The organism is Streptomyces sp. Ru62 (genome assembly GCF_002920615.1).
GTDB lineage: Bacteria > Actinomycetota > Actinomycetes > Streptomycetales > Streptomycetaceae > Streptomyces.
In genome coordinates this window covers 157,885-183,315 of sequence record NZ_PQSU01000017.1, presented here as the reverse complement: position 1 = coordinate 183,315, position 25,431 = coordinate 157,885, and the positions used below count along the sequence as shown (strand labels likewise).

The window sequence follows — 25,431 nt, the reverse complement described above, 5'->3', positions numbered from 1 at the left end:
GATGACGGGTGACGGAGTCTGGATCGACGGGAACACGCTGCGGTTGCCCGGCGGGGTGGCGGTGCGGTTCATCCGCACGCTGCGCCTGCCCGAGAGCGGTACGCATCCGCTGCCGCCGGGGCTGGGCGAGTTCCCGGTCCGGCGGGTGGCCGACCACGCCGACCGGGTGCCCGCGTGGATGCGGGCGCGCGGCGGCGTCATGCTGCCGGTGTATCTGCGCGAGGCCATGTGGCTGAGCTTCGCCGCGTCGGAGCCGGCCGCGCTCCAGGTCGGTGTGGGCAAGGTGTGCGCGGTGTCCGGCGAGCCCTGGCGGGACCGGCTGTCCCGGCGTCCGCAGAACTATGTGGTGCTGCCCCGTCAGCCCTGGCTGGACGGCATCAACTCCGGCAAGGGCACGGTCCGCCAGTTCGTGGCCGTACCACTGGGGCTGGGCGCGACCGTGGAGGGGCAGGTCACCGGCGAGGAGGTGTGGGGCGGCGTCCAGCTCCGGTCGTTCCCGCTCAAGGAGGACGCCCTCGCCGAGTGGCGACGCCGGGAGGAGGAGCGGCAGCGGCGGACGGCCGACGCGCCAGGCGGTTACGGCGCGGCCCTGCCCATGGCCGCTCCGGCCCCCGGCGGGCCCCCCGGATCGCCGCCGTCCGCGCCCGTCGCGGCCTTCGGCGGTCCGCCCGCCCCGGCCGCCGCTCCCCCGCGGCGCGCCACGGCCATGGGGCTCGGCGTCGGCGGCTCGATGCGGCAGGAGGTGTACCAGGACGACCGTCCGCTGGAGGACTGGTCCGAGCAACCCGCCGGGCGGGTGTTCGTGCACCTGGTCACGCCCCCGGAGTGGCGCCGGATCACCGGCGAGGCGCCGCCCCCGTCACCGGTGGACCGGGCGGCGTACACCCGGGCGGGCCTGCCCTGGTACGACTACTACGACGCGGACGCCGAGGACCTCGCCCCCACGGACACCCTGGAGGCGGTCGAACCGGTCGGCGAGTGGCTCGGGGACGACCTGGAGCCATGGCAGGCGCCGTCCACCGACCAGGTGACACCCCTGAAGGACGCGCCGGGCAAGCCGGTGGAGGACGGGGACTGGTAGGGACCGCCGGCGTTGCGCGGCCCGCGACGGCTGTGGCCCGGCTTGCCCCCGGCGCCGTGCACGGGCCAAGGTGGCTGTCACGAGCGGGGCGACCGACGACCTGGGGTAGCGGCATGGGCACGGAGGCACAGACGGCGGGGGAAGGGTCTCCCCTCCCCCGGCGGGACGGGCACCCGGAGCGGGAGCACGGCGGCTGGACCAGACGCCGGTTCGTCGGTGCGGTGGCCGGTACGGCGGCGGTCGTCATGGTGCCGTCCCCGGCGGCCCCACCGACGGACACACCGGCCGGGCAGGACAGGCCGGAGGCGGCCCCGCCGCCCCGGAAGCCGTCGGGACCGCGCCCGCTGTACGTGGGCACCTACACCTCCGTCGAGGGCGGCGGCACCGGCATCGGCCTGGCCTCGTACGACCCGGAGTCGGGCCGGATCACCGGGTCCGGCACGCTCACCGGGGTGCCCGACCCGTCGTATCTCGCCGTGCACCCGGACGGGCGCACGCTGTACGCGGTGGACGAGCGGGAGAACGGCGGGGTGACGGCCGTACGCCTCGCGGACCGGCGCGTCCTCGGCACCCGGAGCACCGGCGGCGCGAGCCCGTGCCATCTGTCGGTGCATCCCTCCGGGCGCTGGCTGCTCAGCGCCAACTATGGTTCGGGCAGTGTCGCCGTGCACCCGATCGACGCCTCCGGCGCGCCGGGCGAGCGCACCGCTCTGGTCACGCACGACTCTCCGCCGCCCGGCCCCGGTCAACAGGGGCCGCACGCCCATCAGTTCCTCACGAGTCCGGACGGCGGACACGTCCTCGCCGTGGACCTCGGCACCGACACGGTCTACACCTATCGCCTCGACCGGGCGAAGGGCACGCTCACGGAGGTGGCCCGGGCACGGACCCGGCCCGGCGCGGGACCGCGCCATCTGACCTTCCATCCGGGCGGCCGGTACGCCTACCTGGCCAACGAGGTGGACGACACCGTGGCCGTGTGCGCGTACGAGCCGGGAACCGGGCGCCTGACGATCGGCGAGCCGCAGTCGACGGGGTCCGGCGGCGGCACGAACTATCCGGCGCAGATCCTGGTGACGGCGAACGGCCGGTACGCGTTCCTCGCCAACCGGGGCCACAACAGCCTCGCGCGGTATGCCGTCGAGGACGGCGGGGCCCGGCTGCGGCTGCTCGGCACGGTACCCGTGGGCGGGGACTTCCCCCGGCAGATCGCGTTCTCGCCCGACGGCCGGCTGCTGTTCGCGGCGAACCAGCGCTCGGGCACGGTCACCGTCTTCCGCGTCGACGCCGACAGCGGTGAACTCCGCCCGGCCGGTGAGCCGTTCGCGTCACCCGTCGCCGTCTGCGCGCTGCCGCTGTAGCGCCCGGGGGCAGGCGGCCGCACTGGCCTGGGCGAGCAGGGCATGCACGCGCTCGGTGAGTTGGGTGACGTCGTCCGCGGGCGTGTGGAAGGGCAGTCGTACGTCGCCGTGGGCGCGGGTGCGCTCGATGCGCAGGGTGAGTCCATGCCGGTCGACGGCGAGCGGCGCCACCCGGGTCGCGGCGTGCAGGCTCTCGGGCCGCACCAGGCGGGTGAGCCGCTCGACGGCGTCCGGGTGGGCGTCGGCGAGGTGGGTGAGCAGCCGGGACTCGGCACCGGCCAGGGGGTCGGGCCGGGCGGCGGTGAACTCGTCCAGGTCGACCACCACGGCTCCGGCGGACCGGCGCAGCACCACGCGGGTGGGCCGGAAGAGGAGGATTCCGTCGGACGGGGCGAACCAGCCGGACAGGAAGAGGCGGGCGCGGATGCGGTGGCGCACCGGTACGGGTGCCACGTCGGCGAACTCCAGCAGGGCGGAGGGTTCCTGGCGCGGGGCGCACAGCACCGCCCCGAACAGGCCGCTGTCGTCGGGCACCGCCAGCCGTACCGCGCCGTCGTCGGTGACGGTGTGCGCGCCGACGTACTCCTCGCGGACGCCGTCCGCGGTCACCGCGCACGACCACGCGGCGGCCAGCACCGAGCGGACCCGTTCCGCCGCGCCGGGGGCGGCCGTCCACTCCTGCGTGTCACCCATCTGAGACCTCCTTAGGTAAGCCTTGCCTAACCTATAGGACATCGGGGCGCACGCCAACCAGGCCACATCAAGGAGGGGGCATTCCGGCCCGAGCGGCCAGACAGGCCGGGCAGTGACCTGGGTCGCCGCCCGGCAGTGATGAGGCGGTCCGTGGGCTCGGCCTCCGCGTCGGGGCGGTCTCTTCCGCCTGACGGGGAGCCAGGGGGAACCGCCTCGTGGGCGGCGCTTCCGACGTGTCGTCAGGCGATGCGGAGGATGCTCTTGCCGTAGGTGGCGCCCTCGGCGAGCCGCTGTACGGCGGTGGCCAGGTCTGCCAGGTCGTGTTCGGCGGTGATGTCCACGCGCACCGTGCCGTCTGCGGCGAGACCGAGTGCGCGGCGGGCGCTGTCGGCGAGGCGTTCCGGGTGGGTCCGGCTGAGCAGGTTGCTGTTGTACGTGATCAATGACCTGCCCTGCATGAGCAGGTCGTTGGTGTCGGCCAGGACGGGTTCGTAGGGGCCGAGGTTGCCGTACACCGCAAGGCGGCCGTGCGGCGCGAGCTGCTCCAGGCCGGTGCGGCGGGTCGAGCCGCCGACCGGGTCGAGGATCACGTCGAAGCGTTCGTCGTCGAGCTTGGCCGGGAACTCCTCGCGGAGCACGACCTGGTCGTAGCCGAACCGGGCGGCGTAGTCGGCCCTGGCCGCGCTGCCGACGACGCCGACGACCCGGCCGGCGCCTGCGTGCCGGGCGAACTGGGCGGCGAGCGTGCCGACCGAACCGGCCGCGGCGTGGATCAACACGCTTTCGCCGGGCCGCACCTGAGCCGCGGTGTTGATCAGGTCGTAGGCGGTCGGCGCGGCCCAGCCGAGGCCCGCGGCTGTCCGCAGCGGCAGGTCGCCGACGTCCAGACTGAGCACGGCGGGAGCCACGACCACCTCGGCGCAGGCGCCCGCCGTTGTCAGCGCGGCGACGGGCGAACCGACGCGGTGGGCGGGTACGCCCTCGCCGACCGCGGTGATGTGCCCGGACGCCTCGAAGCCGGGGACGAAGGGGCGCGGAAAGGGGAAGTGGCCGTCCCGGACCATGACGTCCCCCCACTGGATCCCGGCGTAGGCGACCTGGATCGCCACCTCCCCGGGGCCGGGGGCGGGCTCGTCGATTTCGGCGACCTGGTAGTGGTCCTCGGCGTCGAGCACGACAGCTTTCATGGTCACAGCCCCCTGCGTTGAGTCAGTATCCTTACACCGAGACGCTATGTGTATAAGGTTCCTGAGTCAACCCATGAACCTGTTAGTTGAGTGGGAGTGCATGGTGGAAGGCCCGGTCGAGGAGTCCCTCTGTACGCGGATCAGGCGGTCCGAGCAGGCGCTGATGGCGCACCATGAGGCTGTGCTGCGCGGCTACGGCCTGACCATGACGCAGTACACCGTGTTGCTGGCCCTCTCGCGTGAGGGCGGCATGTCCGGTGCCCAGCTGGCCCGCTCCTGCGGGGTGACTCAGCAGAGCATGAGCAGCGTGCTCACCAACATGGAGTCCAAGGGACTCATCCGCCGCGAGGCATCCCCGGTGCACGCCAAAGTGCAGATCGCCACCCTGACCGCCGAAGGGCAGGCGGTCCTCGACCGCGCCTACCAGGAGGTGATCGTCCTTGAGCGCGCACTGACCGACGCGTTCACGCCCTCCGAACACGCCGCACTCTGCGAACTCCTGGAACGAGCCACTGCCGTCCTGATCCAGCAGACGCGCCAGGCGACAGCCCCGCCCCCCGCCTGAGCTCTCGACCGCCGGACACGCAGGAGTGCCGTCCCCCATACCCACCCTGGAAGATCCGGTCGGCCTGCCGCCATGCCCGCCTGCCCTGCGGTGCCCGTGGTGCTGACCGCAGCCCAGCGCCACCGGCTGGAGAAGACTAAGTGAGGACGCCCAGCAGAGCGCGGGCGCACAGGTCGCGCACCTGCTCGCGACTCGACTCGCCCTCCCCGCGCAGCCATTCCAGACAGACGGCGGTGGTGAAGGCGAGCCAGCCGCGCACCGCCAGGCGCACCTGCGGGGCGGTCTCGACGGCGGGACCGAACTCGGGGTCGGCGGCGAGCGCGGCCAGGATCTGCTTCTCCTGGGCGGCCAGCGCCCGCTGGTAGACCCGGCGCACGGCCTGGTCGCCGGCCGCGTCGGCGCGGTGGAAGGCGCGGAAGCCGTGGGCGTGCGCCTCGACGTACCCGAGGTAGGTGTCGAGGCCGGCGGCGAGCTGCTCGCGCACCGGGACCCCGGGCTCGGCCGCCGTCATGCGCAGCATGCGCGCGCTCTCCCGCTCCACGACGGCGGCGAAGAAGTCCCGCTTGGTCGGGAAGTAGTGGTACAGCAGCCCCCGCGACACCCCGGCGATCTCGGCGACCTGCTCGATCCACACGTCGTCGTAGGGGCTCTCCGAGAACAGCCTGGCACCGACCGACAGCAGTTGTTCACGGCGTTCCTCGGTGCTGAGTCTGCGCCGGGCGCGCTCCCCCTGGTTCGCGGGCATGGCGTCACTTTACTTGACGCCGGTTCAACAAGGGCACCACACTGGGACGCACTATTGAACCCACGTACAACACGAGTGCGTCACTGCGTCAACCATCCGCTGGATCAAGGGAGATCGCGTCATGGCGGCGACGACGGAGACCATGGGGACCGGGCTGCCGAAGGGCTTCCGGAGCGCCGAGCAGGGCTGGCCCGAGCTGCGCCGCATCCCCCGTCCGCCGCACCGGCTGCCGCTGCTCGGCGATGTCCTCGGCGCCGACCGGCACCGGCCGTTGCAGGACTCGATGCGCTACGCGCGCGAACTCGGGCCGATCTTCCGCCGCCGGGCGTTCGGCAAGGAGTTCGTGTTCGTGTGGGGGGCGCGGCTGGTCGCCGACCTCGCCGACGAGTCCCGGTTCGCCAAGCACGTCGGGCTCGGCGTCGCCAATCTGCGGCCCGTGGCCGGCGACGGTCTGTTCACCGCCTACAACCACGAGTCCAACTGGCAGTTGGCGCACGACGTCCTGGCGCCCGGGTTCAGCCGGGAGGCCATGGAGGGTTACCACGGGATGATGCTGTCGGTGGCCGGCCGGCTCACCGACCACTGGGACCGGCAGCTGGCGGCCGGGCGCACGGTTGACGTCCCCGGCGACATGACCCGGCTGACCCTGGAGACGATCGCGCGGACCGGTTTCGGGCACGACTTCGGCTCCTTCGAGCGGGACCGGCCGCACCCCTTCGTCACCGCGATGGTCGGCACGCTCACCTACGCGCAGCGGCTGAACAGCGTGCCCGGCCCGCTGGCCCCGCTGCTGCTGCGCGCCGCGGCCCGGCGCAACGCGGCCGACATCGCCCACCTCAACCGCACGGTCGACGCCCTGGTCGCCGCCCGGCGCCGGTCCGGCGGCGGCGAGGGGGACCTGCTGGACCGCATGCTGGCGACGGCGCACCCGGAGACCGGGGAGAAGCTGTCGCCGGAGAACGTGCGCAAGCAGGTGATCACGTTCCTGGTCGCGGGCCACGAGACCACCTCGGGCGCGCTCTCCTTCGCCCTCCACCACCTCGCCCGGCACCCTCAGATCGCCGCCCGGGCCCGCGCCGAGGTCGAACAGGTCTGGGGCGACACCCCGCGGCCCGGCTACGACCAGGTCGCCAGGCTTCGCCATGTCCGCCGAGTGCTGGACGAGTCGCTGCGGCTGTGGCCGACCGCGCCCGCCTTCGCCCGCGAGGCCCGGCGGGACACCGTCCTCGCCGGGGACCATCCGATGCGCCGGGGCGCGTGGGCCCTGGTGCTGACGCCGATGCTGCACCGCGAGCCGGAGGTGTGGGGCGAGGACGCCGAACGGTTCGACCCCGACCGCTTCACCCCGGCGGCCGTCCGCGCCCGGCCACCGCACACCTTCAAGCCGTTCGGCACCGGCGCACGGGCCTGCATCGGCCGCCAGTTCGCCCTCCACGAGGCGACCCTGGTCCTCGGCCTGCTGCTGCGCCGCTACGACCTGGCGGCCGACCCGGGCTACCGGCTGAGCGTCACCGAACGCCTGACCCTGATGCCGGAGGGGCTGCGGCTGCGGCTGGAACGCCGGCCGGCCCTCAAGGGAGCCGGTGAGAGGCGCCCCGAAGAGGCGGGGGGCAGTGTCCGGCATGCGGCCGGCGCCGCGTGGGCGCGACCGGCCTCGACGAACCCCCGGACGGCGGACGACGCCTCACGGCACACGCACGACGCGGCTACGGCGGCACAGCGTCCGGCTTCACCCGCCCGCTGTCCAGTGCACCGGGCGACTGACTGACGCCGGCAGCCGGGTGCCCCCGCTGCCCCGCGCGGCGTTCAGCTGCGGCTGGGTCAGGAAGAAGGCACCGGTCAGGTCCGCATCGGTCAGGTCGGCGTCGCGCAGGTCGGCACCGATCAGATCCGCGCCGCGCAGGTCGGCACCGGTGAGGTCGGCGGCGATGAGACAGGCACCGCGCAGGCTCACCCCGCGCAGGTCGGCGCCCCTGAGGCGGGCGCCCATGAGGTCCGCGCCCCTGCGGTCCCTGCCCCGGCCCTTGCCCTTCCCTCTGCCCTTGCCGCCGACGCCGGCCCGGGCCAGCTCGCTGGTGCGCAGCAGGAGCACGTTGACCTCCTGCCGGTGCGCGGCCACGTCGAGCGCGGCCAGCTCCTCGGCAGTCCGCCGGGTCAGCCGCTCGGTCTTCTCCAGCGCCCGGCGCAGCTCGGGGTGGACGGGCCGGGCGGCGGGCAGGCCCAGCGCCTCGGTCAGGTACCACAGCAGCTCGTGCAGCTGCCGAACGACCGGGAAGACGTCGAACATCCGCCGCGCGTGCTCCTCGGACCCCGTACGCCAGTCCTGCCCGCCGAAGGTGACCTGCGAGACCTTCTGGCCGGCGCCGAAGCAGTCGTAGACCGTGCAGCCGGTGAAGCCCTTCTGGCGCAGGTCGGCGTGGATGCCGCAGCGGTGGTCGCCCCGCAGGTTCGGGCAGGGCCTGCCGGCGGGCTTGTCCAGCGCGAAGTCGGCGGACCGGGCGAAGGGCAGGGCGACACAGCACAGCCCGAAGCACCGGGTGCAGTCGGCGCGCAGGTCGGGGAGGTCGGCTATCTGATCCGGCATGGGGTCCAGCCTACTGACCTGCGAGCTTGCCCCCGCACCGCGCGCCCCCGCGACGGCGGCCCGCGGCGCCGCTAGCGGGCGAACAGCTCGAAGGCGACCGCCGGTGTGCCGCCGAAGCGCTCGCCGGTGGCCGTGGTGGTCTCGGTCAGGAAGTCACGGACGTAGACTTCCGGGTCCTGATCGGTCAACGCCTGGATGTAGGTGCGGTGTTCGAGCAGTGAGCGCACCGCACGCTCCAGGCCCGGCCTGGCGTCGACGGCGTGCGTGGGGCTGCTGGAACCGGCGACGGCCACCCAGCGGACGCCGTTCCAGGGCTGAAGGCCCTCCTCGGCGAGTTCGGGGAAGATCCAGCGGTTGCCCGCGTCGGCGGCGGCGTCCAGGGTGGCTCGGCCGACGGCGACGTGGTCGGGGGTGTTCCAGGCGACACCGCCCCAGGTGTCGCGGTGGTTGAGCGTGACGACGAGTTCGGGGCGGTGGCGGCGTATCGCGGCGGCGATGTCGCGGCGCAGCGCGCTGCCGTACTCGATCACGCCGTCCCGGTGGTCGAGGAACTCCACGGTGCCGACGCCGACGACGGCCGCGCCGGCCCGCTGCTCACGCTCGCGCAGCGGGCCGCAGGTGGCCGGGTCCAGGGTGTCGATGCCCGCCTCGCCGCGGGTGGCCAGCAGATAGGTGACCTCACGGCCGGCGTCGGTCCAGGCGGCGACCGCCGCGGAACACCCGTATTCGAGGTCGTCCGGGTGGGCCACCACGGCGAGGGCGCGCTGCCAGTCGTCGGGCAGGGGCCGGAGCTGGGTGATCTTCGGCTCGCTCATGGGCGGCACCCTATGCCGCCCCGCCCCGTGCGCCACGTCCTGCACGGTGCGACCCGGCCGTCATGTCGCTCATGTCACACCTCGTCGCGCACCAGCGCCAGCAGCCGGTCCAGCACCCGGGGCGCGCCCGTGCGCAGGCCGTCGTGCTCGTACTCGTTGGTGACCCAGGGGCGCAGGCCGCGGATCGCGCCGGCCGTCTGAAGGGAGTGGCCGGCGTCGACGTACATGTCGTCGTGGTAGACGGCCGCGGCGACCGGGACCTCGTTGGCGGCGAGCCGCGCGGGGTCGTAGAGGGGCCGCCAGTCGGTGCGGGCGGCGAGCAGGTCGGCCGTCTCGCGCAGCGGGCGCAGGGCCGGGTCGGCGTCGAACATCCAGGGGTGGACGGTCTCGCCGGTGAACAGGACCGGGCCGTCGCCGGTGAGTGTCTTCGCCGCGTCGAACTGCGGGAACTCGGCGCGGACCCGCTCGGCCGACCAGGCGGTGGGGCGCGCGTCCTGGCCGTAGATCGACTCGTGGACGACGGCGTAGAGCGGGTGGGAGGCGTACGACAGGAGGGACTGGGCCTGCTCCTGGAAGGCGTCGGACAGCTCCAGGCCGGCCGGGGTCACCGCGAAGGCGTCCTCCAGGAGGTGGTGCAGCCGGTGGCTGCCGTCGCTCGTGCCGAGCATCTGGCCCAGGGACTGGAACGCCTCCACGGTGAAGCGGTAGCCGTTCGGCAGCGCCACGTCGTGGGTGAGGAGGTGGTCGGCGATCCGGCGGGCCCGCTCCACGTCCTGCGGGTAGCGGGCGTAGTGCGCGGCGACCTTGCGCTCGATGCGCGGGTAGGCGGCCCGGTAGACGTCGTCGGCGTGGGCGTGCAGGGAGGGCAGGCCGCCGGTGACGATCGCGGTGGCGATGCCCTCGGGGGCGAGGGAGAGGTACGACACCGTGCAGAAGCCGCCGAAGCTCTGGCCGAGCACGGTCCACGGGGCGCCGCCGGTGATCTGGGGGCGGATGGCCTCGCAGTCGCGGACGATGGAGTCGGCGCGGAAGTGGGTGAGGTAGTCGGCCTGGGCGGCGGGGCCGCCGCGCAGCGGCAGCGTCTGCCGGGTGGCGGGTGTGGAGCGGCCGGTGCCGCGCTGGTCGAGGAGCAGGACGCGGTACTCCTGCAAGGCCCGGTCGAGCCAGGCCTGACGTCCGACGAAACGATTCGCCCCGAAGCCGGGGCCGCCTTGCAGGTACACCAGCCAGGGCAGGTCCTGCCCGGCCTTGTCGCTCGCCACCGCCTCGCGGGCGTACAGCTCGATGGTCTCGCCGCCCGGGTCGGCGTGGTCGAGGGGCACGGTGAAGTGGTGGTCGGTGAGCACGACGCCGGGCTGGCGGTAGCTGAGGCTCAACGGGTCTCCTGGGACGGACGGGCTGGACGTCTCCCAGTTGAGCACATGAGCCGGCGTGCACCGAGCCCCGGGATCATGGATTGTTACTGAACTTCCGGTCAGCACCTGCGATCATCATCTCCGGTCGGCGCGCGGCTCGGGGCGGCGGCCCCACGCGCGGCTCAGCGTGCGGCGAGGCTGGACCGGCGCACCACCAGCTCCGGCTGGAGCACCACCCGCCGGTGCTCGTGCGTCCGTTTCCCCTTGCCGTCCCCGTCGTCCTGCTCGGTCTCCTCCAGCAGCAGTTCGGCCGCGAGGGCACCCATCGTGACGGCGGGCTGGCGCACCGAGGTGAGGGGTACGGCGGCCGCGGCGGCGAACTCGATGTCGTCGTAGCCGACGATCGCCAGGTCGTCCGGGACCGTGACGCCCGCCGCGTACATCGCCTGGAGCACGCCGAGGGCGAGCAGGTCGTTGGCGCAGAACACGGCGGTGGGCCGGTCGGCGAGGCCGAGCAGCCGGGCACCCGCGTCCCGGCCGGCGGCCACGTCGAGCCGCTCGGTGGGCAGTTCGCGCAACGCCTCGGGGCCGAGCCCGGCCTCGGCGAGGGCGTTCAGCGCGCCGGTGCGCCGGTCGCGGACCTGGTTGAGCCCGGGCGGCCCGCTGACGTAGGCGATCGAGCGGTGTCCGGCGTCCACCAGGTGCCGGACCGCCAGCGCGCCGCCCGCGACGTCGTCCACGGAGACCGAGCACTCGGTGGTGCCCTCGGCCACCCGGTCGACCAGCACGAACGGGATGCCGTGCCGGCGGAAGGCCGCGATGTTGCGGCCGGTGGCGTCGGCCGGGGTGAGCAGCACCCCCCGCACGCGCTGTTCGGCGAAGAGCGACAGGTACTCGGCCTCCTCGGCCGCGTCCTGCGCGCTGTTGCACACCATCACGCCGAGCCCGGCGTCCCGGGCCGCGCGCTCGGCGCCGCGCGCGACGTCCACGAAGAAGGGGTTGCCCATGTCGAGCACGAGCAGCCCCATGATCCGGCTGCGGCCCGCCCGCAGCTGGCGGGCCGACTCGCTGCGGACGTAGCCGAGCCGGTCGATCGCGGACAGCACCCGGGCACGGGTCTCGCCTGCGACCGTGTCCGGGCGGTTGATGACGTTGGACACCGTGCCCACCGACACTCCGGCGGCGCGGGCGACATCCTTGATACCCACCGACTGGGCCATCGGGCTTCGGACCTCCAGGGAACGGGGATGCGGCGGGACGACCTTCACATTACCGTCACGCCGGCAGGGCGAAGTCGGCCGCGCCCAGCGCCGGGGGCGCCGCGCCGGCGGGACTTCATCTGGTACGGGAACGACAGGACGGTGTCCGCCCTGATCCGGGTCTCGTCGACCACCACCTCGCCGCAGGCGTTCAGCCCGCCGGCGTCGAGGAGGAGCCCCCCGGCCGTGCACCCGGAGGCCCGAGAGGCCGCAGCGATCCGGCCGAACGGGGGGACGGCGCAGGCGTCGTCGTCCCGGTCGGGGACGAGCTCGGTGCGCCGACTGGAGCGGGACGGGACGGGCATCCCGGTCTTCCGCCGGCCACCGGAGGCAGTCTCGCACAGGCGGAAGGCGCGTCCGTGGGCGATCCGGTCGGCGACGTCGTCCGTGGTGCACCGACCGGAACGTGGTCCGCTCCCCCGGCGCGGTAGCTGAGGCGGAGCCAGCCTCGCGCGTGGCGAGGAACCGTCGTTCCCCTGGAACGGGTTGGTGTGGACCAGGCCGTCGTAGGAGACGAAGTGGACGGCGTGGGCGTCCAGTCGTGTGACGCCCTGCCGGGTGACGCAGGGTCTCATCCGCGCGGCTCCCGCGTCAGTCGAGGTGGAACACTTCGGTGAGCGGTCGCATGGCCTCGTCGGGCCGGGCACCGTCCAGGGACTCGAAGAACGGTGCCATCTCCTTCTGCCAGCGCGCGTTGACGTCGGTGGCCGCCATACCGGCCTGGGCGGCGGCGAAGTCCTCGGTCACCAGATAGCCGACGAGCAGGCCGTCCTCGCGCAGGAACAGCGAGTAGTCGTGCCAGCCGGTCGCCTTCAGGGCGTCGAGCATCTCCGGCCAGACGGCCGCGTGCCGCTCACGGTACTCGTCGAGCCGGTCCGCCCTGACCTTCAGCAGGAAGCACACGCGCTGCATCGACAGCCCCCGTCCGTCAGAAGGTGAACTGGTCGATGTTCTCGGCGTCGAACACGGTCGGCTTGCCCAGGTTGATCACACCGTCCTTGCCGATGGTGTACGTCGTGGCGCCGGCCTTGAAGGTCTCGCCCTCCTTGCCGGTGATCTGCCCCGAGGCCAGCGCGACCGCGGTCCGGGCGGCCAGGTCGCCGAGCTTGGCCGGGTCCCACAGCTCGAAGGCGTCGACGGTGCCGTTCTTCACGTACTTGCGCATGTCGTTGGGGGTGCCGAGCCCGGTCAGCTTGACCTTGCCCTTGTACTTGGAGCCCGACAGGTACTGGGCCGCCGCCTTGATGCCGACGGTGGTCGGGGAGATGATCCCCTTCAGGTTCGGGTGCTCCTGGAGCAGGCCCTGGGTCTGCTGGAAGGACTGCTGGGCGTCGTCGTTGCCGTACGCGATCTTGACGAGCTTGATGTCCTTGTACCTGGGGTCCTTCAGCTCGTCCTTCATGTAGCCGATCCAGGTGTTCTGGTTGGTCGCGGTCTGCGCGGCCGACAGGATCGCGATCTCGCCCTTGTACCCGATCTGCTTCGCGAGCAGTCGCACCTCGGTACGGCCCAGGTCCTCGGCGCTGGCCTGCGAGACGAAGGCGTTGCGGCAGCCCGGGCTGGTGTCGGAGTCGTAGGTGACGACCTTGATGCCGTTGCTCATGGCCTGCTTCAGCGCCGTGCACAGCGCCCCCGGGTCCTGCGCGGACACCGCCATGGCGTTCACCCGCTGCTGGGTGAGCGTGTTGACGTAACTCACCTGCCCCGCGGTGTCGGTGGCGCTGCTGGGCCCCACCTCCTTGTACTTCGACCCGAGCTCGGCGAGAGCCTTCTCGCCGCCCTTGTCGGCGGTGGTGAAGTAGGGGTTGTTGACCTGCTTGGGCAGGAAGCCGACGGTCAGCCCCTTCTTGGTGGCGGCGTTCGGGTCGGCCTTGCCGCCGGAGGCGGCGGCGGCGTTGTCGTCCTTCACGTCCTTCTTGGTGGTGCCGCCGCAGGCGGTGAGCGCGAGGGCGAGGGAGGTGCCGGCGGCGAGGGCGGCGCAGGTGCGGCGGAGGGTCGGCTTGAGCATCGAATGGGCCCCTTGTCGAGAGGAGTGGGTGGTGCGCCCTCAAGGGGCGCGGGGTTGTACTGATGTGCGGCTCCGCCGCGGGGGTGCGACCGGCCGCGGACGGCACGCGGCCGGCGGACGGGCTAGCCGGTGGAGCCGGCCGCCCGCGCGAGAGAGATCTGCCGGGCGACCCGGGGGCCCAGCACGGACACCACGAGCAGCACACCGGTGACGACGATCTGCGACTGGGCCGAGACGTTGAGCAGGCTCATCACGTTCTGCAACGCACCGAGCAGGAAGACCCCGGCGACGGCACCGCCGATCGTGCCCTTGCCCCCGTCGAAGTCGATCCCGCCCAGCAACACGGCGGCGACGACGGACAGTTCGAGCCCGGTGGCGTTGTCGTACCGGGCACTGGCGTAGTGCAGCGCCCAGAAGACACCGGTCAGCGCCGACATGGCCCCCGTGGCGACGAACAGCAGGAGCTTGGTCCGCTTCACCCGGATCCCCGCGAACCGCGCCGCCTCCTCCCCCGCTCCGATGGCGAAGAGGGACCGGCCGAACGGCGTGGCGTGCAGCAGTACCACGGCGATGGCGAGCAGCACGAGGAACGGCAGGAAGGCCTGCGGCAGGAAGGAGTCACCGATGCGGCCGGCGGCGAAGTCCAGGTACTGCGAGGGGAAATCGGTCACGGCGTCGGAGCCGAGCACGATCTGCGCGATACCCCGGTAGGCCGCCAGCGTGCCGATGGTGACCGCCAGCGACGGCAGCCCGAGCCGGGTCACCAGCAGGCCGTTGACCAGCCCGCACGCCACCCCGAGCAGCAGGCACAGCGGAATGATCGTCTCGATGGCCATGCCCTCGTTCCACAGCTTGCCCATCACCGCGCCGGACAGCCCGGCGGTGGACGCGACGGACAGGTCGATCTCGCCGGCGACGACCAGCAGGGTCATCGGCAGGGCGATCAGCGCGATCGGGAGCGTGTTGCCGATGAGGAACGACAGGTTGAGCGCGTTGCCGAAGCCGTCGACGAAGCCGAACGACAGCAGCAACAGGACGATGAGCAGCGCGCCGACGACCGTGTCCCAGCGGACCGCGCGGGTGAGCGACTCAGGCACCGGCCTTCTCCTTCGCCATGGCGGACCTCCTGGGGGCCGACTTCTTCTTCAGGGCGGCGGCCACGCGCAGCGCGACGATCCGGTCGACGGCGATGGCGAGCAGCAGCAGGACGCCGTTGATGGCGAGCACCCACACGGAGCTGACGCCGAGCGCGGGGAGCACACTGTTGATCGAGGTGAGCAGCAGGGCGCCGAGGGCGGCGCCGTAGACGCTGCCGGAGCCGCCGGTGAAGGCGATGCCGCCGACCACCACGGCGCTGACGACGGTGAGTTCGTAGCCGTTGCCGGTGCCGGAGTCGACGTTGCCGAACCGGGCCAGGTACATCGCGCCGGCGAGTCCGGCGAGCGCTCCGCAGAAGGTGTACGCGGCCAGGATGCGCCTGCGGACCGGGATGCCGGCCAGCCGGGCCGCCTCCGGATTGGAGCCGAGGGCGTACAGCTCGCGCCCGCTGCCGTAGTGCTTGAGGTAGTAGCCGGTGGCCACGAGCACCACCAGCGCGATCACCGCGAGCCAGGGGATCGCCGAGACTCCGCCGGAGCCGAAGTCGACGAAGCCGCCGGGCAGATCGGCCGCGGTGATCTGGCGGGAGCCGACCCAGATGGAGTCGACGCCCCGGATGACGTACAGGGTGCCGAGCGTGACGACGAGGGCGGGGACCTGGCCGAGGCTGACGAGGAGGCCGTTGAGCAGTCCGAGGCCGGTGCCCAGCAGGACGGCGAGCAGGACCGCGACGACCGCGTTCCCGCCGCCCTGGAGATAGGTTCCGGCGGCGAAGGCGCTGATGCCGAGCGTGGAGCCGACGGACAGGTCGACGTTGCGGCTGAGGACGACCAGTGACTGGCCGGTGGCGACCAGCACCAGGATCGTCGCGTTGAGGAGCAGGTCCTTGATGCCCTGCTCGGACAGGAACTCGCTGTTGCCGGCCTGGGTGACGGCGATCATCACGAGGAAGACGGCCAGGATGGCGAGTTCGCGCATCTTGAAGACCCGGTCGACCAGCCGGGTGCCGCTGGAGCGGGGCGCCCCGGCGACGGGGGTCTCGTCGGTGGTGGTGACCGTCATGCGGCGGCCCTCCCGGTGGCTGCGGCCATCACGGTCTCCTCGGTGGCGTCGGCGCGGGCTATCTCGGCGGTGATCCGGCCCTCGTGCATCACCAGGACCCGGTCGGCCATGCCGAGGATCTCGGGCAGGTCGGAGGAGATCATCAGGACGGCGACCCCGTCGGCGGCCAGCTCGCCGAGCAGCCGGTGCACCTCGGCCTTGGTGCCGACGTCGATGCCCCGGGTCGGCTCGTCCACGATGAGCACCTGGGGGCCGGTGGCGAGCCACTTGGCGAGGACGACCTTCTGCTGGTTGCCGCCGGACAGGGTGGAGACGGCGTCGGCGATCCGGGCGTACTTCACCTGGAGCTTCACGGCCCAGTCCAGGGACCGGCTGCGTTCGGCGGTCCGGTTCACCAGCCCGGCCCGGGCGGTCGTACGGAGTCCGGTCAGGCCGATGTTCCGTTCGATGGACATGTCCATCACCAGGCCCTGGGCCCGCCGGTCCTCCGGCACGAGGGCCAGTCCGGCCGCCATCGCGGCGGACGGGGCGCCGTTCGTGAGCCGGCGCCCGCCGACCTCGACCTCGCCCGCGTCCCAGCGGTCGATGCCGAACACGGCCCGGGCGACCTCGGTGCGGCCGGCCCCCACCAGCCCGGCGAGGCCGACGATCTCACCGCGCCGGACCTCGAAGGAGACGTCGGTGAAGACGCCCTCGCGGGTCAGCCGGCGCACGCTGAGCGCGACGTCACCGGCCCGGACCTGCTGCTTCGGGTACAGCTCGGCCAGGTCGCGGCCGACCATGCGGCGGACCAGGTCGTCCTCGGTCATCCCGGCGAGCGTCTCACTGGCGATCCAGGCGCCGTCCCGCAGCGTGGTGACCTTCTGGCAGATCTCGAAGATCTCCTCCAGCCGGTGGGAGATGAACAGCACGGCGGCGCCCTGTTCGCGCAGGGTGCGCACGACGCCGAAGAGGCGGGCGACCTCGCTGCCGGTGAGCGCGGCGGTCGGCTCGTCCATGATCAGGACCCGGGCGTCGAAGGACAGCGCCTTGGCGATCTCCACGATCTGCTGGTCGGCGATGGACAGGCCCCGGGCCGGCCGGTCGGGGTCGAGGTCGACGCCGAGCCGCCGCATCAGGGCCGCCGTGGCCGCGTGGGTGGCCTTGTGGTCGATCCGGCCGAGAGCGCGGCGGGGCCGGCGGCCCATGAAGATGTTCTCGGCGATCGACAGGTCGGGGAAGAGCGTGGGTTCCTGGTAGATCACGGCGATGCCGGCGTCGCGGGCGTCGCCGGGCCCGTGGAAGACGACGGGCTCGCCGTCGAGCAGCACCTGACCGGTGTCCGGCCGGTGCACTCCGGCGAGGGTCTTGATCAACGTCGACTTGCCCGCGCCGTTCTCTCCGGCGAGGGCGTGCACCTCGCCGGGCAGCAGCTCAAGGGAGACGTCCCTCAGGGCGCGTACGGCGCCGAAGGACTTCGAGACGCCCTTCAGTGCCAGCACCGGGGCCGGTCCCGTGTCAGGCGGGTGGGTCATGGGGGCTCCTCGACGACACCGGCGGAGGGGCCGCGAGGCCGCCACGGTGTCGTGAAAGGTTTCAAATGGATTGCCGGGACCGTAGGCACCGCACTCATGTCGCGTCAATGGGTCCGTATCGAAAAGTTTTTGATAGCCAAAGGTCACAGCGGGGTCACGGAAGACGGGGTCGGCCGGAGTCCTTGACACCCCTCCGGGCGGCACCTAGCTTGCCGTCCTGAATCGTTTCACATTCCGGCGTTCGCATGCTCAGTCGTTCCGCCCGACTTCCGCTCAGTCGTCCCCCCGACACCACAGGAGCCCCCAAGTGACCGACCTCACCGCGGTGAAGGCCGCGCTCAAGACCCAGGCCGTCGAGACGCCGTCGTGGGCGTACGGGAACTCGGGCACCCGGTTCAAGGTGTTCGCCCAGGCCGGTGTGCCGCGCTCACCCTGGGAGAAGCTGGAGGACGCGGCCCGGGTGCACGCCTTCACCGGGGTCGCGCCGACGGTCGCCCTGCACATCCCGTGGGACACCGTGGAGGACTACGCGGCGCTCGCGAAGTTCGCCGAGGAGCGGGGGGTGCGGCTGGGTGCGATCAACTCCAACACCTTCCAGGACGACGACTACAAGCTGGGCAGCATCTGCCATCCGGACGCGGCGGTGCGGCGCAAGGCCGTCGACCACCTGCTGCGGTGCGTCGACATCATGGACGCCACCGGGTCACGGGACCTGAAGCTGTGGTTCGCCGACGGGACGAACTATCCCGGGCAGGACGACATCCGCGCCCGGCAGGACCGGCTGGCCGAGGGGCTGACCGAGGTGTACGCGCGGCTGGGGGACGGGCAGCGGATGCTGCTGGAGTACAAGTTCTTCGAGCCGGCGTTCTACACGACCGACGTGCCGGACTGGGGCACCGCCTACGCGCACTGTCTGAAGCTCGGCGACAAGGCCCAGGTGGTCGTCGACACCGGGCACCACGCGCCGGGGACCAACATCGAGTTCATCGTGGCCACGCTGCTGCGGGAGGGGAAGCTCGGCGGGTTCGACTTCAACTCGCGCTTCTACGCCGATGACGACCTGATGGTGGGGGCGGCCGACCCCTTCCAGCTCTTCCGGATCATGTGCGAGGTGATCCGCGGCGGGGGGTTCACCTCCGACGTCGCCTTCATGCTCGACCAGTGCCACAACATCGAGGCGAAGATCCCGGCGATCATCCGGTCGGTCATGAACGTGCAGGAGGCCACCGCGAAGGCGCTGCTGGTCGATCGGGCGGCGCTGGCCGAGGCGCAGGCCTCGGGGGACGTGCTGGGGGCCAATGCCGTGCTGATGGACGCGTACAACACGGATGTGCGGGGGCTCCTCGGCGAGGTCCGTGAGGAGCTGGGGCTGGATCCCGATCCGATGGGTGCGTATGCCCGGTCCGGGTGGGCCGAGAAGATCGTCGCCGAGCGGGTGGGCGGGGAGCAGGCCGGTTGGGGGGCGTGAAGCGTCTGCCTCTTGAGCGCCGTTGCGGGGTGCGGGCCCGTTGTGGTTTCCCGCGCCCACGCGGCGGAGCCGCATATCGGCACGGCCCCGCGCCCCTGTGTCCATCCCTGCTCTGAAAAGGAACCCATGATCATGACCACCCATCCCGAAGTCGACGCTCTACTCGATCGCTCCCACCGCCTCGGCTCCGACCCCCGCAACACCAACTACGCCGGCGGGAACGCGTCCGCGAAGGGCACCGCCACCGATCCCGTCACCGGGGGTGACGTGGAGCTGATGTGGGTGAAGGGGTCCGGGGGTGACCTCGGCACGCTCACCGAGTCCGGGCTGGCCGTGCTGCGGCTGGACCGGCTGCGGGCCCTCGTGGACGTGTACCCCGGTGTGGAGCGCGAGGACGAGATGGTCGGCGCGTTCGACTACTGTCTGCACGGCAAGGGCGGGGCCGCCCCCTCCATCGACACCGCCATGCACGGACTGGTGGACGCCCCGCACGTGGACCATCTGCACCCGGACTCGGGGATCGCGCTCGCGTGTGCGGCCGACGGGGAGAAGCTGACCGCCGAGTGCTTCGGGGACAGCGTGGTGTGGGTGCCGTGGCGGCGGCCCGGGTTCCAGCTCGGGCTGGACATCGCCGCGATCAAGGAGGCCAACCCGCAGGCCATCGGGTGCGTTCTCGGCGGGCACGGGATCACCGCGTGGGGATCGACGTCCGAGGAGTGCGAGCGGAACTCGCTGCACATCATCCGGACCGCCGAGGCGTTCCTCGCCGAGAGGGGGAAGGCGGAGCCGTTCGGACCGGTCATCGAGGGGTACGAGGCCCTGCCCGAGGCCGAGCGGAGGGAGCGGGCCGCCGCGCTCGCGCCGTACGTCCGGGGCCTCGCGTCACAGGACCGGCCGCAGGTCGGGCACTTCACCGACTCCGAGGTCGTGCTCGACTTCCTCGCCCGCGCCGAGCACCCCCGGCTGGCCGCCCTCGGCACCTCCTGCCCGGACCACTTCCTGCGCACCAAGGTCCGGCCGCTCGTGCTGGACCTGCCGCCGGCCGCGCCGCTGGAGGACGCCGTCGCGCGGCTGCGGGAGCTGCACGCCGCCTACCGCGAGGAGTACGCCGCCTACTACCGGCGGCACGCCCTGTCCGACTCCCCCGCCATGCGCGGCGCCGACCCGGCCGTCGTGCTCGTCCCGGGTGTCGGCATGTTCAGCTTCGGCAAGGACAAGCAGACCGCCCGGGTGGCGGGCGAGTTCTACGTCAACGCCGTCAACGTCATGCGCGGCGCCGAGGCGGTGTCGTCGTACGCGCCGATCGAGGAAGCCGAGAAGTTCCGGATCGAGTACTGGGCGCTGGAGGAGGCCAAGCTCCAGCGGATGCCGAGGCCCAAGCCGCTCGCCACGCGGGTCGCGCTCGTCACGGGGGCCGGCAGCGGGATCGGGAGGGCCATCGCGCACCGGCTGGCGGCGGAGGGGGCGTGTGTCGTCGTCGCCGATCTGAACGGCGACGGCGCCGCGCGGGTCGCCGAGGAACTGGGCGGGCCGGACAAGGCCGTCGCCGTCACCGTGGACGTCACCGACGAGGAGCAGATCGCCGCCGCGTTCAAGGCGGCCGTCCTCGCCTTCGGCGGGGTCGACCTCGTCGTCAACAACGCCGGGATCTCCGTCTCCAAGCCGCTGCTGGAGACGTCCGTCAGGGACTGGGACCTCCAGCACGACATCATGGCCCGCGGGTCCTTCCTGGTGTCGCGGGAAGCGGCGCGGGTGATGACCGTGCAGGAGCTGGGCGGTGACATCGTCTACATCGCCTCCAAGAACGCCGTGTTCGCCGGGCCGAACAACATCGCCTACTCCGCCAGCAAGGCCGACCAGGCCCACCAGGTGCGGCTGCTGGCCGCCGAGCTGGGTGGGCACGGGATCAGGGTGAACGGGGTCAACCCGGACGGTGTGGTGCGCGGGTCCGGGATCTTCGCCGGGGGCTGGGGGGCGCAGCGGGCCGCGGTGTACGGGGTGCCGGAGGAGAAGCTGGGCGAGTTCTACGCGCAGCGGACGATCCTGAAGCGGGAGGTGCTGCCCGAGCACGTGGCGAACGCGGTGTTCGCGCTCACGGGCGGGGAGCTCACGCACACCACCGGGCTGCACATCCCGGTCGACGCGGGTGTGGCGGCCGCGTTCCTGCGATGAGCGCGGGAGTGAAGTCGTACGCCGCGGTCGATCTCGGCGCCTCCAGCGGGCGGGTGATGGTGGGACGGGTGAGTCCTGACTCGGTGGAGCTGAGCGAGGCGCACCGGTTCCCCAACCGGCCGGTGCGCGTCCCCGAGGGGCTGCGCTGGGACATCCTGGCGCTCTACGGCGGTGTCCTCGACGGGCTGCGGGCGGCCGGTGCCCACTGCGGTGGACGGCTCGCCTCCGTGGGCATCGACAGCTGGGCCGTCGACTACGGCCTGCTGGACGCCGACGGGGCCCTGCTCGGCAACCCCGTGCACTACCGAGACGCCCGCACCGAGGGCGTCGCAAAGAAGGTGTGGGCGACCCTGCCGGCGGCGGAGCTGTACGCGGCGACCGGCATCCAGTACGCGCCGTTCAACACCCTCTACCAGCTCACGGCCGCCCGGAACTCGGAGCAGTTCGCCCACGCCAGGCGGCTGTTGCTGGTCCCGGACCTGCTGGCGTACTGGCTCACCGGCGAGCAGGGCACCGAACTGACCAACGCCTCCACCACCCAGCTCGTCGATCCCCGGACCCGGGACTGGTCGTACGAGGTCGCCGAGCGGCTGGGGATCGACCTCCGCCTGTTCGCGCCGCTGCGACAGCCCGGCGATCCGGCCGGGGCGCTGCGGCCGGAGGTGCTGGCGGAGACCGGCCTCACCGGTCCGGTGCCGGTGACGGCCGTCGGCTCGCACGACACCGCGTCGGCGGTGGCGGCCGTCCCGGCGACCGGGGAACGCTTCGCCTACATCTGCACCGGCACCTGGTCCCTGGCCGGCCTGGAACTGTCCGCTCCGGTGCTCACCGAGGAGAGCCGGGCCGCGAACTTCACCAATGAGCTGGGGCTCGACGGCACCGTCCGCTATCTGCGCAACATCATGGGGCTCTGGCTGCTCCAGGAGTGCGTACGGGCCTGGGGCGAGCCGGATCTCGGGGCGCTGCTGCGGGAGGCGGCCACCGTGCCGGCGCTGCGCTCGGTGGTGGACGCCGGGGACGCGGCGTTCCTGGCGCCGGGGCGGATGCCGGGGCGGATCGCCGAGGCGTGCCGCGCGTCGGGGCAGCCGGTGCCGGAGAGCCGGGCCGAGATCACCCGCTGCATCCTCGACTCGCTGGCCCTCGCCCACCGGCGGGCCGTGCTGGACGCGCAGCGGCTGGCCGATCATCCGGTGGACGTGGTGTACCTGGTCGGCGGCGGCACCCGCAACGCCCTGCTGTGCCAGCTCACGGCCGACGCCTGCGGGCTGCCGGTGGTGGCCGGCGCCACCGAGGCGGCGGCCCTCGGCAACGTCCTAGTGCAGGCCCGCGCGGACGGGCTCGTCGGCGATCTCGCCGCCCAGCGCCGGCTGCTCGTCCGGACCCAGCCGCTCACCCGGTACACGCCCCGCGGCGACACCGGCCCGTGGCGGGCGGCCCAGGCCCGGCTCGCCGCACGGTGAGCCGCGGTCTCCCCTCGGCGCCGCCCGCCGATTACTCTGCACTCGTCCGATGACCGACACCGAGGAGCCGCGATGCGTGTCGCCCTGTTCCTGACCTGTGTCAACGACACGCTGTATCCGGACACCGGCCGGGCCGTGGTGAAGCTGCTGACCAGACTGGGTGTCGACGTCGACTTCCCGATGGCGCAGACCTGCTGCGGGCAGGCCCACTACAACACCGGCTACCGGCATGAGGCCGAGCCACTGGCCCGGCATTTCTCCGATGTCTTCGGGGAGTACGAAGCGATCGTGACCCCGTCCGGGTCCTGTGGGGCGATGGTGCGTGAGCTGTATCCGCGCATGGGTGAGCGGGCCCGGGCCGAGGGGCGCGGGGACACCCTGGCGCGGACGCTGGCGCCGGTGGTGCCGAAGACGTACGAGCTGACGGAGTTCCTGGTCGACGTGCTCGGGGTGACCGACGTCGGCGCCTACTACCCGCACACGGTGACCTACCACCCGACCTGTCACGGGCTGCGCGGCCTCGGGCTCGGCGACCGGCCGCGCCGGCTGCTGCAGGCCGTCAAGGGGCTGGAGCTGGTCGAGCTGCCCGGCGCGGAAGAGTGCTGCGGGTTCGGCGGCACGTTCGCGCTGAAGAACGCGGAGGTGTCGGCGGCGATGGGCGCCGACAAGGTGCGCAACGCGGAGTCGACGGGCGCGGAGGTGCTGTGCGCGGCCGACAACTCGTGCCTGATGCACCTCGGCGGCACGATGAGCCGGCTGCGCACGGGGATGCGGCCGGTGCACATCGCGGAGATCCTGGCGAGCACGGAGGAGGACCCGGCCGTATGACCGGAACGTATCTCGGCATGCCGGCCTTCCCGAAGGCCGCGCACGACGCCGTCCACAACCCCGTCCTGCGGGGCAACCTGCGCCACGCCACCCACACCATCCGGGCCAAACGGGCCAAGGCGGTGGGCGAGTTGTCCGACTGGGCGGCGCTGCGCGAGGCGGGCAGCCGGATCAAGGACCACACCCTGCGCCACCTCGACCGCTACCTCCTCCAGTTGGAGGAGTCGGTCACCGCGGCCGGCGGTACGGTCCACTGGGCGGCGGACGCCGAGGAGGCCAACCGGATCGTCGCCCGGCTGGTCAAGGAGACCGGCGAGTCGGAGGTCGTCAAGGTCAAGTCGATGGCCACGCAGGAGATCGGCCTCAACGAAGCCCTGGAGGCCGAGGGCATCCGCGCCTACGAGACCGATCTCGCCGAACTGATCGTGCAGTTGGGCAAGGACCGCCCCTCGCACATCCTGGTCCCGGCCATCCACCGCAACCGGGGCGAGATCCGGGACATCTTCCGCACCGAGATGGGCGAGTGGGGCCGCCCTGCCCCGGAGGGCCTGACGGACACGCCCGCCGAACTCGCCGAGGCCGCCCGGCTGCACCTGCGGGAGAAGTTCCTGCGCGCCAAGGTCGGCATCTCCGGCGCCAACTTCATGGTCGCCGAGACCGGCACGCTGGTCGTCGTGGAGTCCGAGGGCAACGGCCGGATGTGCCTGACCCTGCCGGAGACGCTGATCTCGGTCGTCGGCATCGAGAAGGTGGTGCCCACCTGGCGCGATCTGGAGGTCTTCCTGCAGACCCTCCCCCGCTCCTCCACCGCCGAGCGCATGAACCCGTACACCAGCATGTGGACGGGAACGACGGACGGCGACGGTCCGAGCACCTTCCACCTGGTCCTGCTCGACAACGGCCGCACCGACACCCTCGCCGACCGGGTCGGCCGGCAGGCGCTGCGCTGCATCCGCTGCTCCGCCTGCCTGAACGTGTGCCCGGTGTACGAGCGGGCGGGCGGGCACGCGTACGGCTCGGTCTACCCCGGGCCCATCGGCGCCATCCTCAGCCCCCAGCTGAGGGGCACGGCCGGCGAGATCGACGCCTCCCTGCCGTACGCGTCGAGCCTGTGCGGGGCCTGCTACGAGGTGTGCCCGGTCGCCATCGACATCCCCGAGGTGCTGGTGCACCTGCGGGAGCGGGTGGTCGAGGGCGGTCCGGCGGTGCGGCAGGGCAACACGGTGGTCCTCCAGCCGGCGAAGGGCCACGCGGCCGAACGGGGGGCGATGCGGGCGGCGCGCTGGGCCTTCACCCACCCGGGCGCCCTGCGCACCGGCCAGCGGCTGGCCTCCCGCACCCGCCGGCTGCACCTCCGTACGCTGCCGGGCCCCGGCCGGGCGTGGAGCGGCACCCGGGACCTGCCGGCCGTGCCGCCCGAACCGTTCCGGGACTGGTGGCAGCGCACGCGCGGCGGGAAGGACGGTGCCAAGTGAGCAGCAGGGAGCGGATCCTGGGCCGGGTGCGGCGCGCGCTCGCGGACGTGCCCGCGGACGAGGGGCCGTACGAGGAGGCCGTGCCCCGGGACTACCTGCGCGAGCACGGGCGGCGGACCACCGGGGAGACGGTGGAGCTGCTGGCGGAGAACCTGGTGGACTACCGGGCCGTCGTGCACCGCTGCGACGCGGAGGAGCTGCCGCTGCTCGTCATGCGGCTGCTGGCCGAGCGCGGCTCACAGGAGGTGCTCGTTCCTCCGGGGCTGCCGCCGGAGTGGATGTCCGCCGCCGATCCCGTGCGGATCCACGACCGGGTGGCGGACACCGCCCAGCGGCTGGACCGGGTGGACAGTGTGGTGACGGGGTGTGCCGTGGCGATCGCCGAGACCGGCACGATCGTGCTCGACGGCTCCCCCGACCAGGGCCGCCGCCGTATCTCGCTCGTCCCGGACCACCACATCTGTGTCGTCCGCGTCCCGGACCAGGTCGTCTCCTCCGTCCCCCAGGCCCTCGAACGCCTCGACCCCACCCGCCCGTTGACCTGGATCTCCGGCCCGTCGGCCACCAGCGACATCGAGCTGGACCGGGTGGAGGGCGTGCACGGCCCGCGCACCCTGGAGGTGATCCTGCTCGGCTGACCGCACTGCCCGGGCGTCCGCCGGTCGGGGCACGACGGAGTGAGGCGGGCGGCGTCCTGCCGT

The 25,431-nt window shown here is 72.7% G+C and carries 23 protein-coding genes; 10 read left to right on the top strand and 13 right to left on the bottom strand.

The features are described 5' to 3' along the window. Nucleotide 1: 1 nt before the first annotated feature. Both C3492_RS23980 and C3492_RS23975 read left to right on the top strand, forming a co-directional pair. A complete protein-coding gene (locus C3492_RS23980) occupies nucleotides 2–1,081 on the top strand; it encodes a hypothetical protein (RefSeq protein ID WP_103813851.1) in 1,080 nt (359 codons plus the stop codon). A gap of 245 nt (nucleotides 1,082–1,326) precedes the next feature. Then, complete coding sequence (locus tag C3492_RS23975) at nucleotides 1,327–2,442, top strand: lactonase family protein (protein ID WP_258055856.1); 1,116 nt, start codon at nucleotides 1,327–1,329, stop codon at nucleotides 2,440–2,442. Here the strand turns inward: C3492_RS23975 and C3492_RS23970 are convergent. Together C3492_RS23970 and C3492_RS23965 are read right to left on the bottom strand one after the other, a co-directional pair. Continuing rightward, nucleotides 2,410–3,135: a DUF2470 domain-containing protein gene (locus C3492_RS23970; protein ID WP_103813849.1), complete on the bottom strand. Its 726-nt coding sequence runs from the start codon at nucleotides 3,133–3,135 to the stop codon at nucleotides 2,410–2,412. The genes C3492_RS23975 and C3492_RS23970 overlap by 33 nt on opposite strands. Nucleotides 3,136–3,374: 239 nt before the next feature. Continuing rightward, the gene (locus C3492_RS23965) at nucleotides 3,375–4,322 is read right to left on the bottom strand and encodes a zinc-binding alcohol dehydrogenase family protein (protein ID WP_103813955.1); all 948 of its coding nucleotides are present in this window, start codon (nucleotides 4,320–4,322) and stop codon (nucleotides 3,375–3,377) included. A 73-nt stretch (nucleotides 4,323–4,395) separates the two neighbouring features. On the opposite strand from C3492_RS23965, the gene C3492_RS23960 reads away from it, so the two are divergent. Then, nucleotides 4,396–4,887, top strand: coding sequence for a MarR family winged helix-turn-helix transcriptional regulator (locus C3492_RS23960; RefSeq protein ID WP_103813847.1), 492 nt, complete (start codon nucleotides 4,396–4,398; stop codon nucleotides 4,885–4,887). Between the two features lie 136 nt (nucleotides 4,888–5,023). Here C3492_RS23960 and C3492_RS23955 read toward each other — a convergent pair whose 3' ends face one another. Next, nucleotides 5,024–5,632 (bottom strand): TetR/AcrR family transcriptional regulator, encoded by a 609-nt coding sequence (locus C3492_RS23955; protein ID WP_103813845.1) that lies wholly within the window; start codon nucleotides 5,630–5,632, stop codon nucleotides 5,024–5,026. A gap of 121 nt (nucleotides 5,633–5,753) precedes the next feature. On the opposite strand from C3492_RS23955, the gene C3492_RS23950 reads away from it, so the two are divergent. Then, entirely contained in the window at nucleotides 5,754–7,400 is a 1,647-nt protein-coding gene (locus C3492_RS23950) for a cytochrome P450 (protein WP_103813843.1), read from the top strand. On the opposite strand, the gene C3492_RS23945 is transcribed toward C3492_RS23950, so the two are convergent. From C3492_RS23945 to C3492_RS23900, 10 genes are all read right to left on the bottom strand, one after another. Further along, nucleotides 7,362–8,216 carry a pentapeptide repeat-containing protein gene (locus tag C3492_RS23945; RefSeq protein WP_103813841.1) on the bottom strand — a complete coding sequence of 285 codons (855 nt, stop codon included), beginning with the start codon at nucleotides 8,214–8,216 and terminating at the stop codon, nucleotides 7,362–7,364. The two genes, C3492_RS23950 and C3492_RS23945, sit on opposite strands and share 39 nt — an antisense overlap. A gap of 71 nt (nucleotides 8,217–8,287) precedes the next feature. After that, on the bottom strand, nucleotides 8,288–9,031 hold the full coding sequence (locus C3492_RS23940) for a PIG-L deacetylase family protein (protein ID WP_103813839.1): 744 nt from the start codon (nucleotides 9,029–9,031) through the stop codon (nucleotides 8,288–8,290). Between the two features lie 74 nt (nucleotides 9,032–9,105). Then, nucleotides 9,106–10,407, bottom strand: a complete 1,302-nt coding sequence (locus C3492_RS23935; protein WP_103813837.1) for an alpha/beta fold hydrolase — start codon at nucleotides 10,405–10,407, stop codon at nucleotides 9,106–9,108. 161 nt (nucleotides 10,408–10,568) lie between these two features. After that, a complete protein-coding gene (locus C3492_RS23930; protein ID WP_103813835.1) occupies nucleotides 10,569–11,606 on the bottom strand; it encodes a LacI family DNA-binding transcriptional regulator in 1,038 nt (345 codons plus the stop codon). Between the two features lie 44 nt (nucleotides 11,607–11,650). Then, on the bottom strand, nucleotides 11,651–12,220 hold the full coding sequence (locus C3492_RS23925; protein WP_103813833.1) for a hypothetical protein: 570 nt from the start codon (nucleotides 12,218–12,220) through the stop codon (nucleotides 11,651–11,653). A gap of 16 nt (nucleotides 12,221–12,236) precedes the next feature. Next, nucleotides 12,237–12,557: an L-rhamnose mutarotase gene (locus tag C3492_RS23920; protein ID WP_103813831.1), complete on the bottom strand. Its 321-nt coding sequence runs from the start codon at nucleotides 12,555–12,557 to the stop codon at nucleotides 12,237–12,239. Nucleotides 12,558–12,573: 16 nt separating this feature from the next. Then, nucleotides 12,574–13,653: a rhamnose ABC transporter substrate-binding protein gene (rhaS, locus tag C3492_RS23915; protein WP_103813829.1), complete on the bottom strand. Its 1,080-nt coding sequence runs from the start codon at nucleotides 13,651–13,653 to the stop codon at nucleotides 12,574–12,576. Between the two features lie 122 nt (nucleotides 13,654–13,775). Then, entirely contained in the window at nucleotides 13,776–14,750 is a 975-nt protein-coding gene (locus tag C3492_RS23910; protein WP_103813827.1) for an ABC transporter permease, read from the bottom strand. After that, nucleotides 14,743–15,813, bottom strand: a complete 1,071-nt coding sequence (locus C3492_RS23905) for an ABC transporter permease (RefSeq protein ID WP_103813825.1) — start codon at nucleotides 15,811–15,813, stop codon at nucleotides 14,743–14,745. Before C3492_RS23905 ends, C3492_RS23910 begins: the two co-directional genes overlap by 8 nt. Next, complete coding sequence (locus C3492_RS23900) at nucleotides 15,810–17,327, bottom strand: sugar ABC transporter ATP-binding protein (protein ID WP_103813823.1); 1,518 nt, start codon at nucleotides 17,325–17,327, stop codon at nucleotides 15,810–15,812. Before C3492_RS23900 ends, C3492_RS23905 begins: the two co-directional genes overlap by 4 nt. 307 nt (nucleotides 17,328–17,634) lie before the next feature. Between C3492_RS23900 and rhaI the strand changes: the two genes are divergently transcribed. The 6 genes from rhaI (at nucleotide 17,635) to C3492_RS23870 (ending at nucleotide 25,368) form a co-directional block, all read left to right on the top strand. Then, entirely contained in the window at nucleotides 17,635–18,795 is a 1,161-nt protein-coding gene (gene rhaI, locus C3492_RS23895; protein WP_103813821.1) for an L-rhamnose isomerase, read from the top strand. Nucleotides 18,796–18,927: 132 nt separating this feature from the next. Further along, nucleotides 18,928–20,967 carry a bifunctional aldolase/short-chain dehydrogenase gene (locus tag C3492_RS23890; protein ID WP_103813953.1) on the top strand — a complete coding sequence of 680 codons (2,040 nt, stop codon included), beginning with the start codon at nucleotides 18,928–18,930 and terminating at the stop codon, nucleotides 20,965–20,967. Further along, nucleotides 20,964–22,427 (top strand): rhamnulokinase family protein, encoded by a 1,464-nt coding sequence (locus C3492_RS23885; protein WP_181140516.1) that lies wholly within the window; start codon nucleotides 20,964–20,966, stop codon nucleotides 22,425–22,427. The genes C3492_RS23890 and C3492_RS23885 overlap by 4 nt, the downstream gene beginning before the upstream one ends. A gap of 72 nt (nucleotides 22,428–22,499) precedes the next feature. Continuing rightward, complete coding sequence (locus tag C3492_RS23880) at nucleotides 22,500–23,255, top strand: (Fe-S)-binding protein (protein ID WP_103813817.1); 756 nt, start codon at nucleotides 22,500–22,502, stop codon at nucleotides 23,253–23,255. Continuing rightward, entirely contained in the window at nucleotides 23,252–24,730 is a 1,479-nt protein-coding gene (locus C3492_RS23875) for a LutB/LldF family L-lactate oxidation iron-sulfur protein (protein ID WP_103813815.1), read from the top strand. The genes C3492_RS23880 and C3492_RS23875 overlap by 4 nt, the downstream gene beginning before the upstream one ends. After that, entirely contained in the window at nucleotides 24,727–25,368 is a 642-nt protein-coding gene (locus tag C3492_RS23870) for a lactate utilization protein C (protein ID WP_103813813.1), read from the top strand. The genes C3492_RS23875 and C3492_RS23870 overlap by 4 nt, the downstream gene beginning before the upstream one ends. Nucleotides 25,369–25,431: the final 63 nt, after the last annotated feature.

Bases quoted from the DNA above. Each gene is read 5' to 3' on its own strand.
- C3492_RS23930 (WP_103813835.1), bottom strand. From the start codon at position 11,606: ATGGCCCAGTCGGTGGGTATCAAGGATGTCGCCCGCGCCGCCGGAGTG.
- C3492_RS23970 (WP_103813849.1), bottom strand. From the start codon at position 3,135: ATGGGTGACACGCAGGAGTGGACGGCCGCCCCCGGCGCGGCGGAACGG.
- C3492_RS23950 (WP_103813843.1), top strand. From the start codon at position 5,754: ATGGCGGCGACGACGGAGACCATGGGGACCGGGCTGCCGAAGGGCTTC.
- C3492_RS23945 (WP_103813841.1), bottom strand. From the start codon at position 8,216: ATGCCGGATCAGATAGCCGACCTCCCCGACCTGCGCGCCGACTGCACC.
- C3492_RS23965 (WP_103813955.1), bottom strand. From the start codon at position 4,322: ATGAAAGCTGTCGTGCTCGACGCCGAGGACCACTACCAGGTCGCCGAA.
- C3492_RS23880 (WP_103813817.1), top strand. From the start codon at position 22,500: ATGCGTGTCGCCCTGTTCCTGACCTGTGTCAACGACACGCTGTATCCG.
- C3492_RS23980 (WP_103813851.1), top strand. From the start codon at position 2: ATGACGGGTGACGGAGTCTGGATCGACGGGAACACGCTGCGGTTGCCC.
- C3492_RS23905 (WP_103813825.1), bottom strand. From the start codon at position 15,813: ATGACGGTCACCACCACCGACGAGACCCCCGTCGCCGGGGCGCCCCGC.
- C3492_RS23960 (WP_103813847.1), top strand. From the start codon at position 4,396: ATGAACCTGTTAGTTGAGTGGGAGTGCATGGTGGAAGGCCCGGTCGAG.
- C3492_RS23890 (WP_103813953.1), top strand. From the start codon at position 18,928: ATGACCACCCATCCCGAAGTCGACGCTCTACTCGATCGCTCCCACCGC.
- C3492_RS23975 (WP_258055856.1), top strand. From the start codon at position 1,327: ATGGTGCCGTCCCCGGCGGCCCCACCGACGGACACACCGGCCGGGCAG.
- C3492_RS23885 (WP_181140516.1), top strand. From the start codon at position 20,964: ATGAGCGCGGGAGTGAAGTCGTACGCCGCGGTCGATCTCGGCGCCTCC.
- C3492_RS23925 (WP_103813833.1), bottom strand. From the start codon at position 12,220: ATGAGACCCTGCGTCACCCGGCAGGGCGTCACACGACTGGACGCCCAC.
- C3492_RS23955 (WP_103813845.1), bottom strand. From the start codon at position 5,632: ATGCCCGCGAACCAGGGGGAGCGCGCCCGGCGCAGACTCAGCACCGAG.
- C3492_RS23875 (WP_103813815.1), top strand. From the start codon at position 23,252: ATGACCGGAACGTATCTCGGCATGCCGGCCTTCCCGAAGGCCGCGCAC.
- C3492_RS23920 (WP_103813831.1), bottom strand. From the start codon at position 12,557: ATGCAGCGCGTGTGCTTCCTGCTGAAGGTCAGGGCGGACCGGCTCGAC.
- rhaS (WP_103813829.1), bottom strand. From the start codon at position 13,653: ATGCTCAAGCCGACCCTCCGCCGCACCTGCGCCGCCCTCGCCGCCGGC.
- C3492_RS23900 (WP_103813823.1), bottom strand. From the start codon at position 17,327: ATGACCCACCCGCCTGACACGGGACCGGCCCCGGTGCTGGCACTGAAG.
- C3492_RS23940 (WP_103813839.1), bottom strand. From the start codon at position 9,031: ATGAGCGAGCCGAAGATCACCCAGCTCCGGCCCCTGCCCGACGACTGG.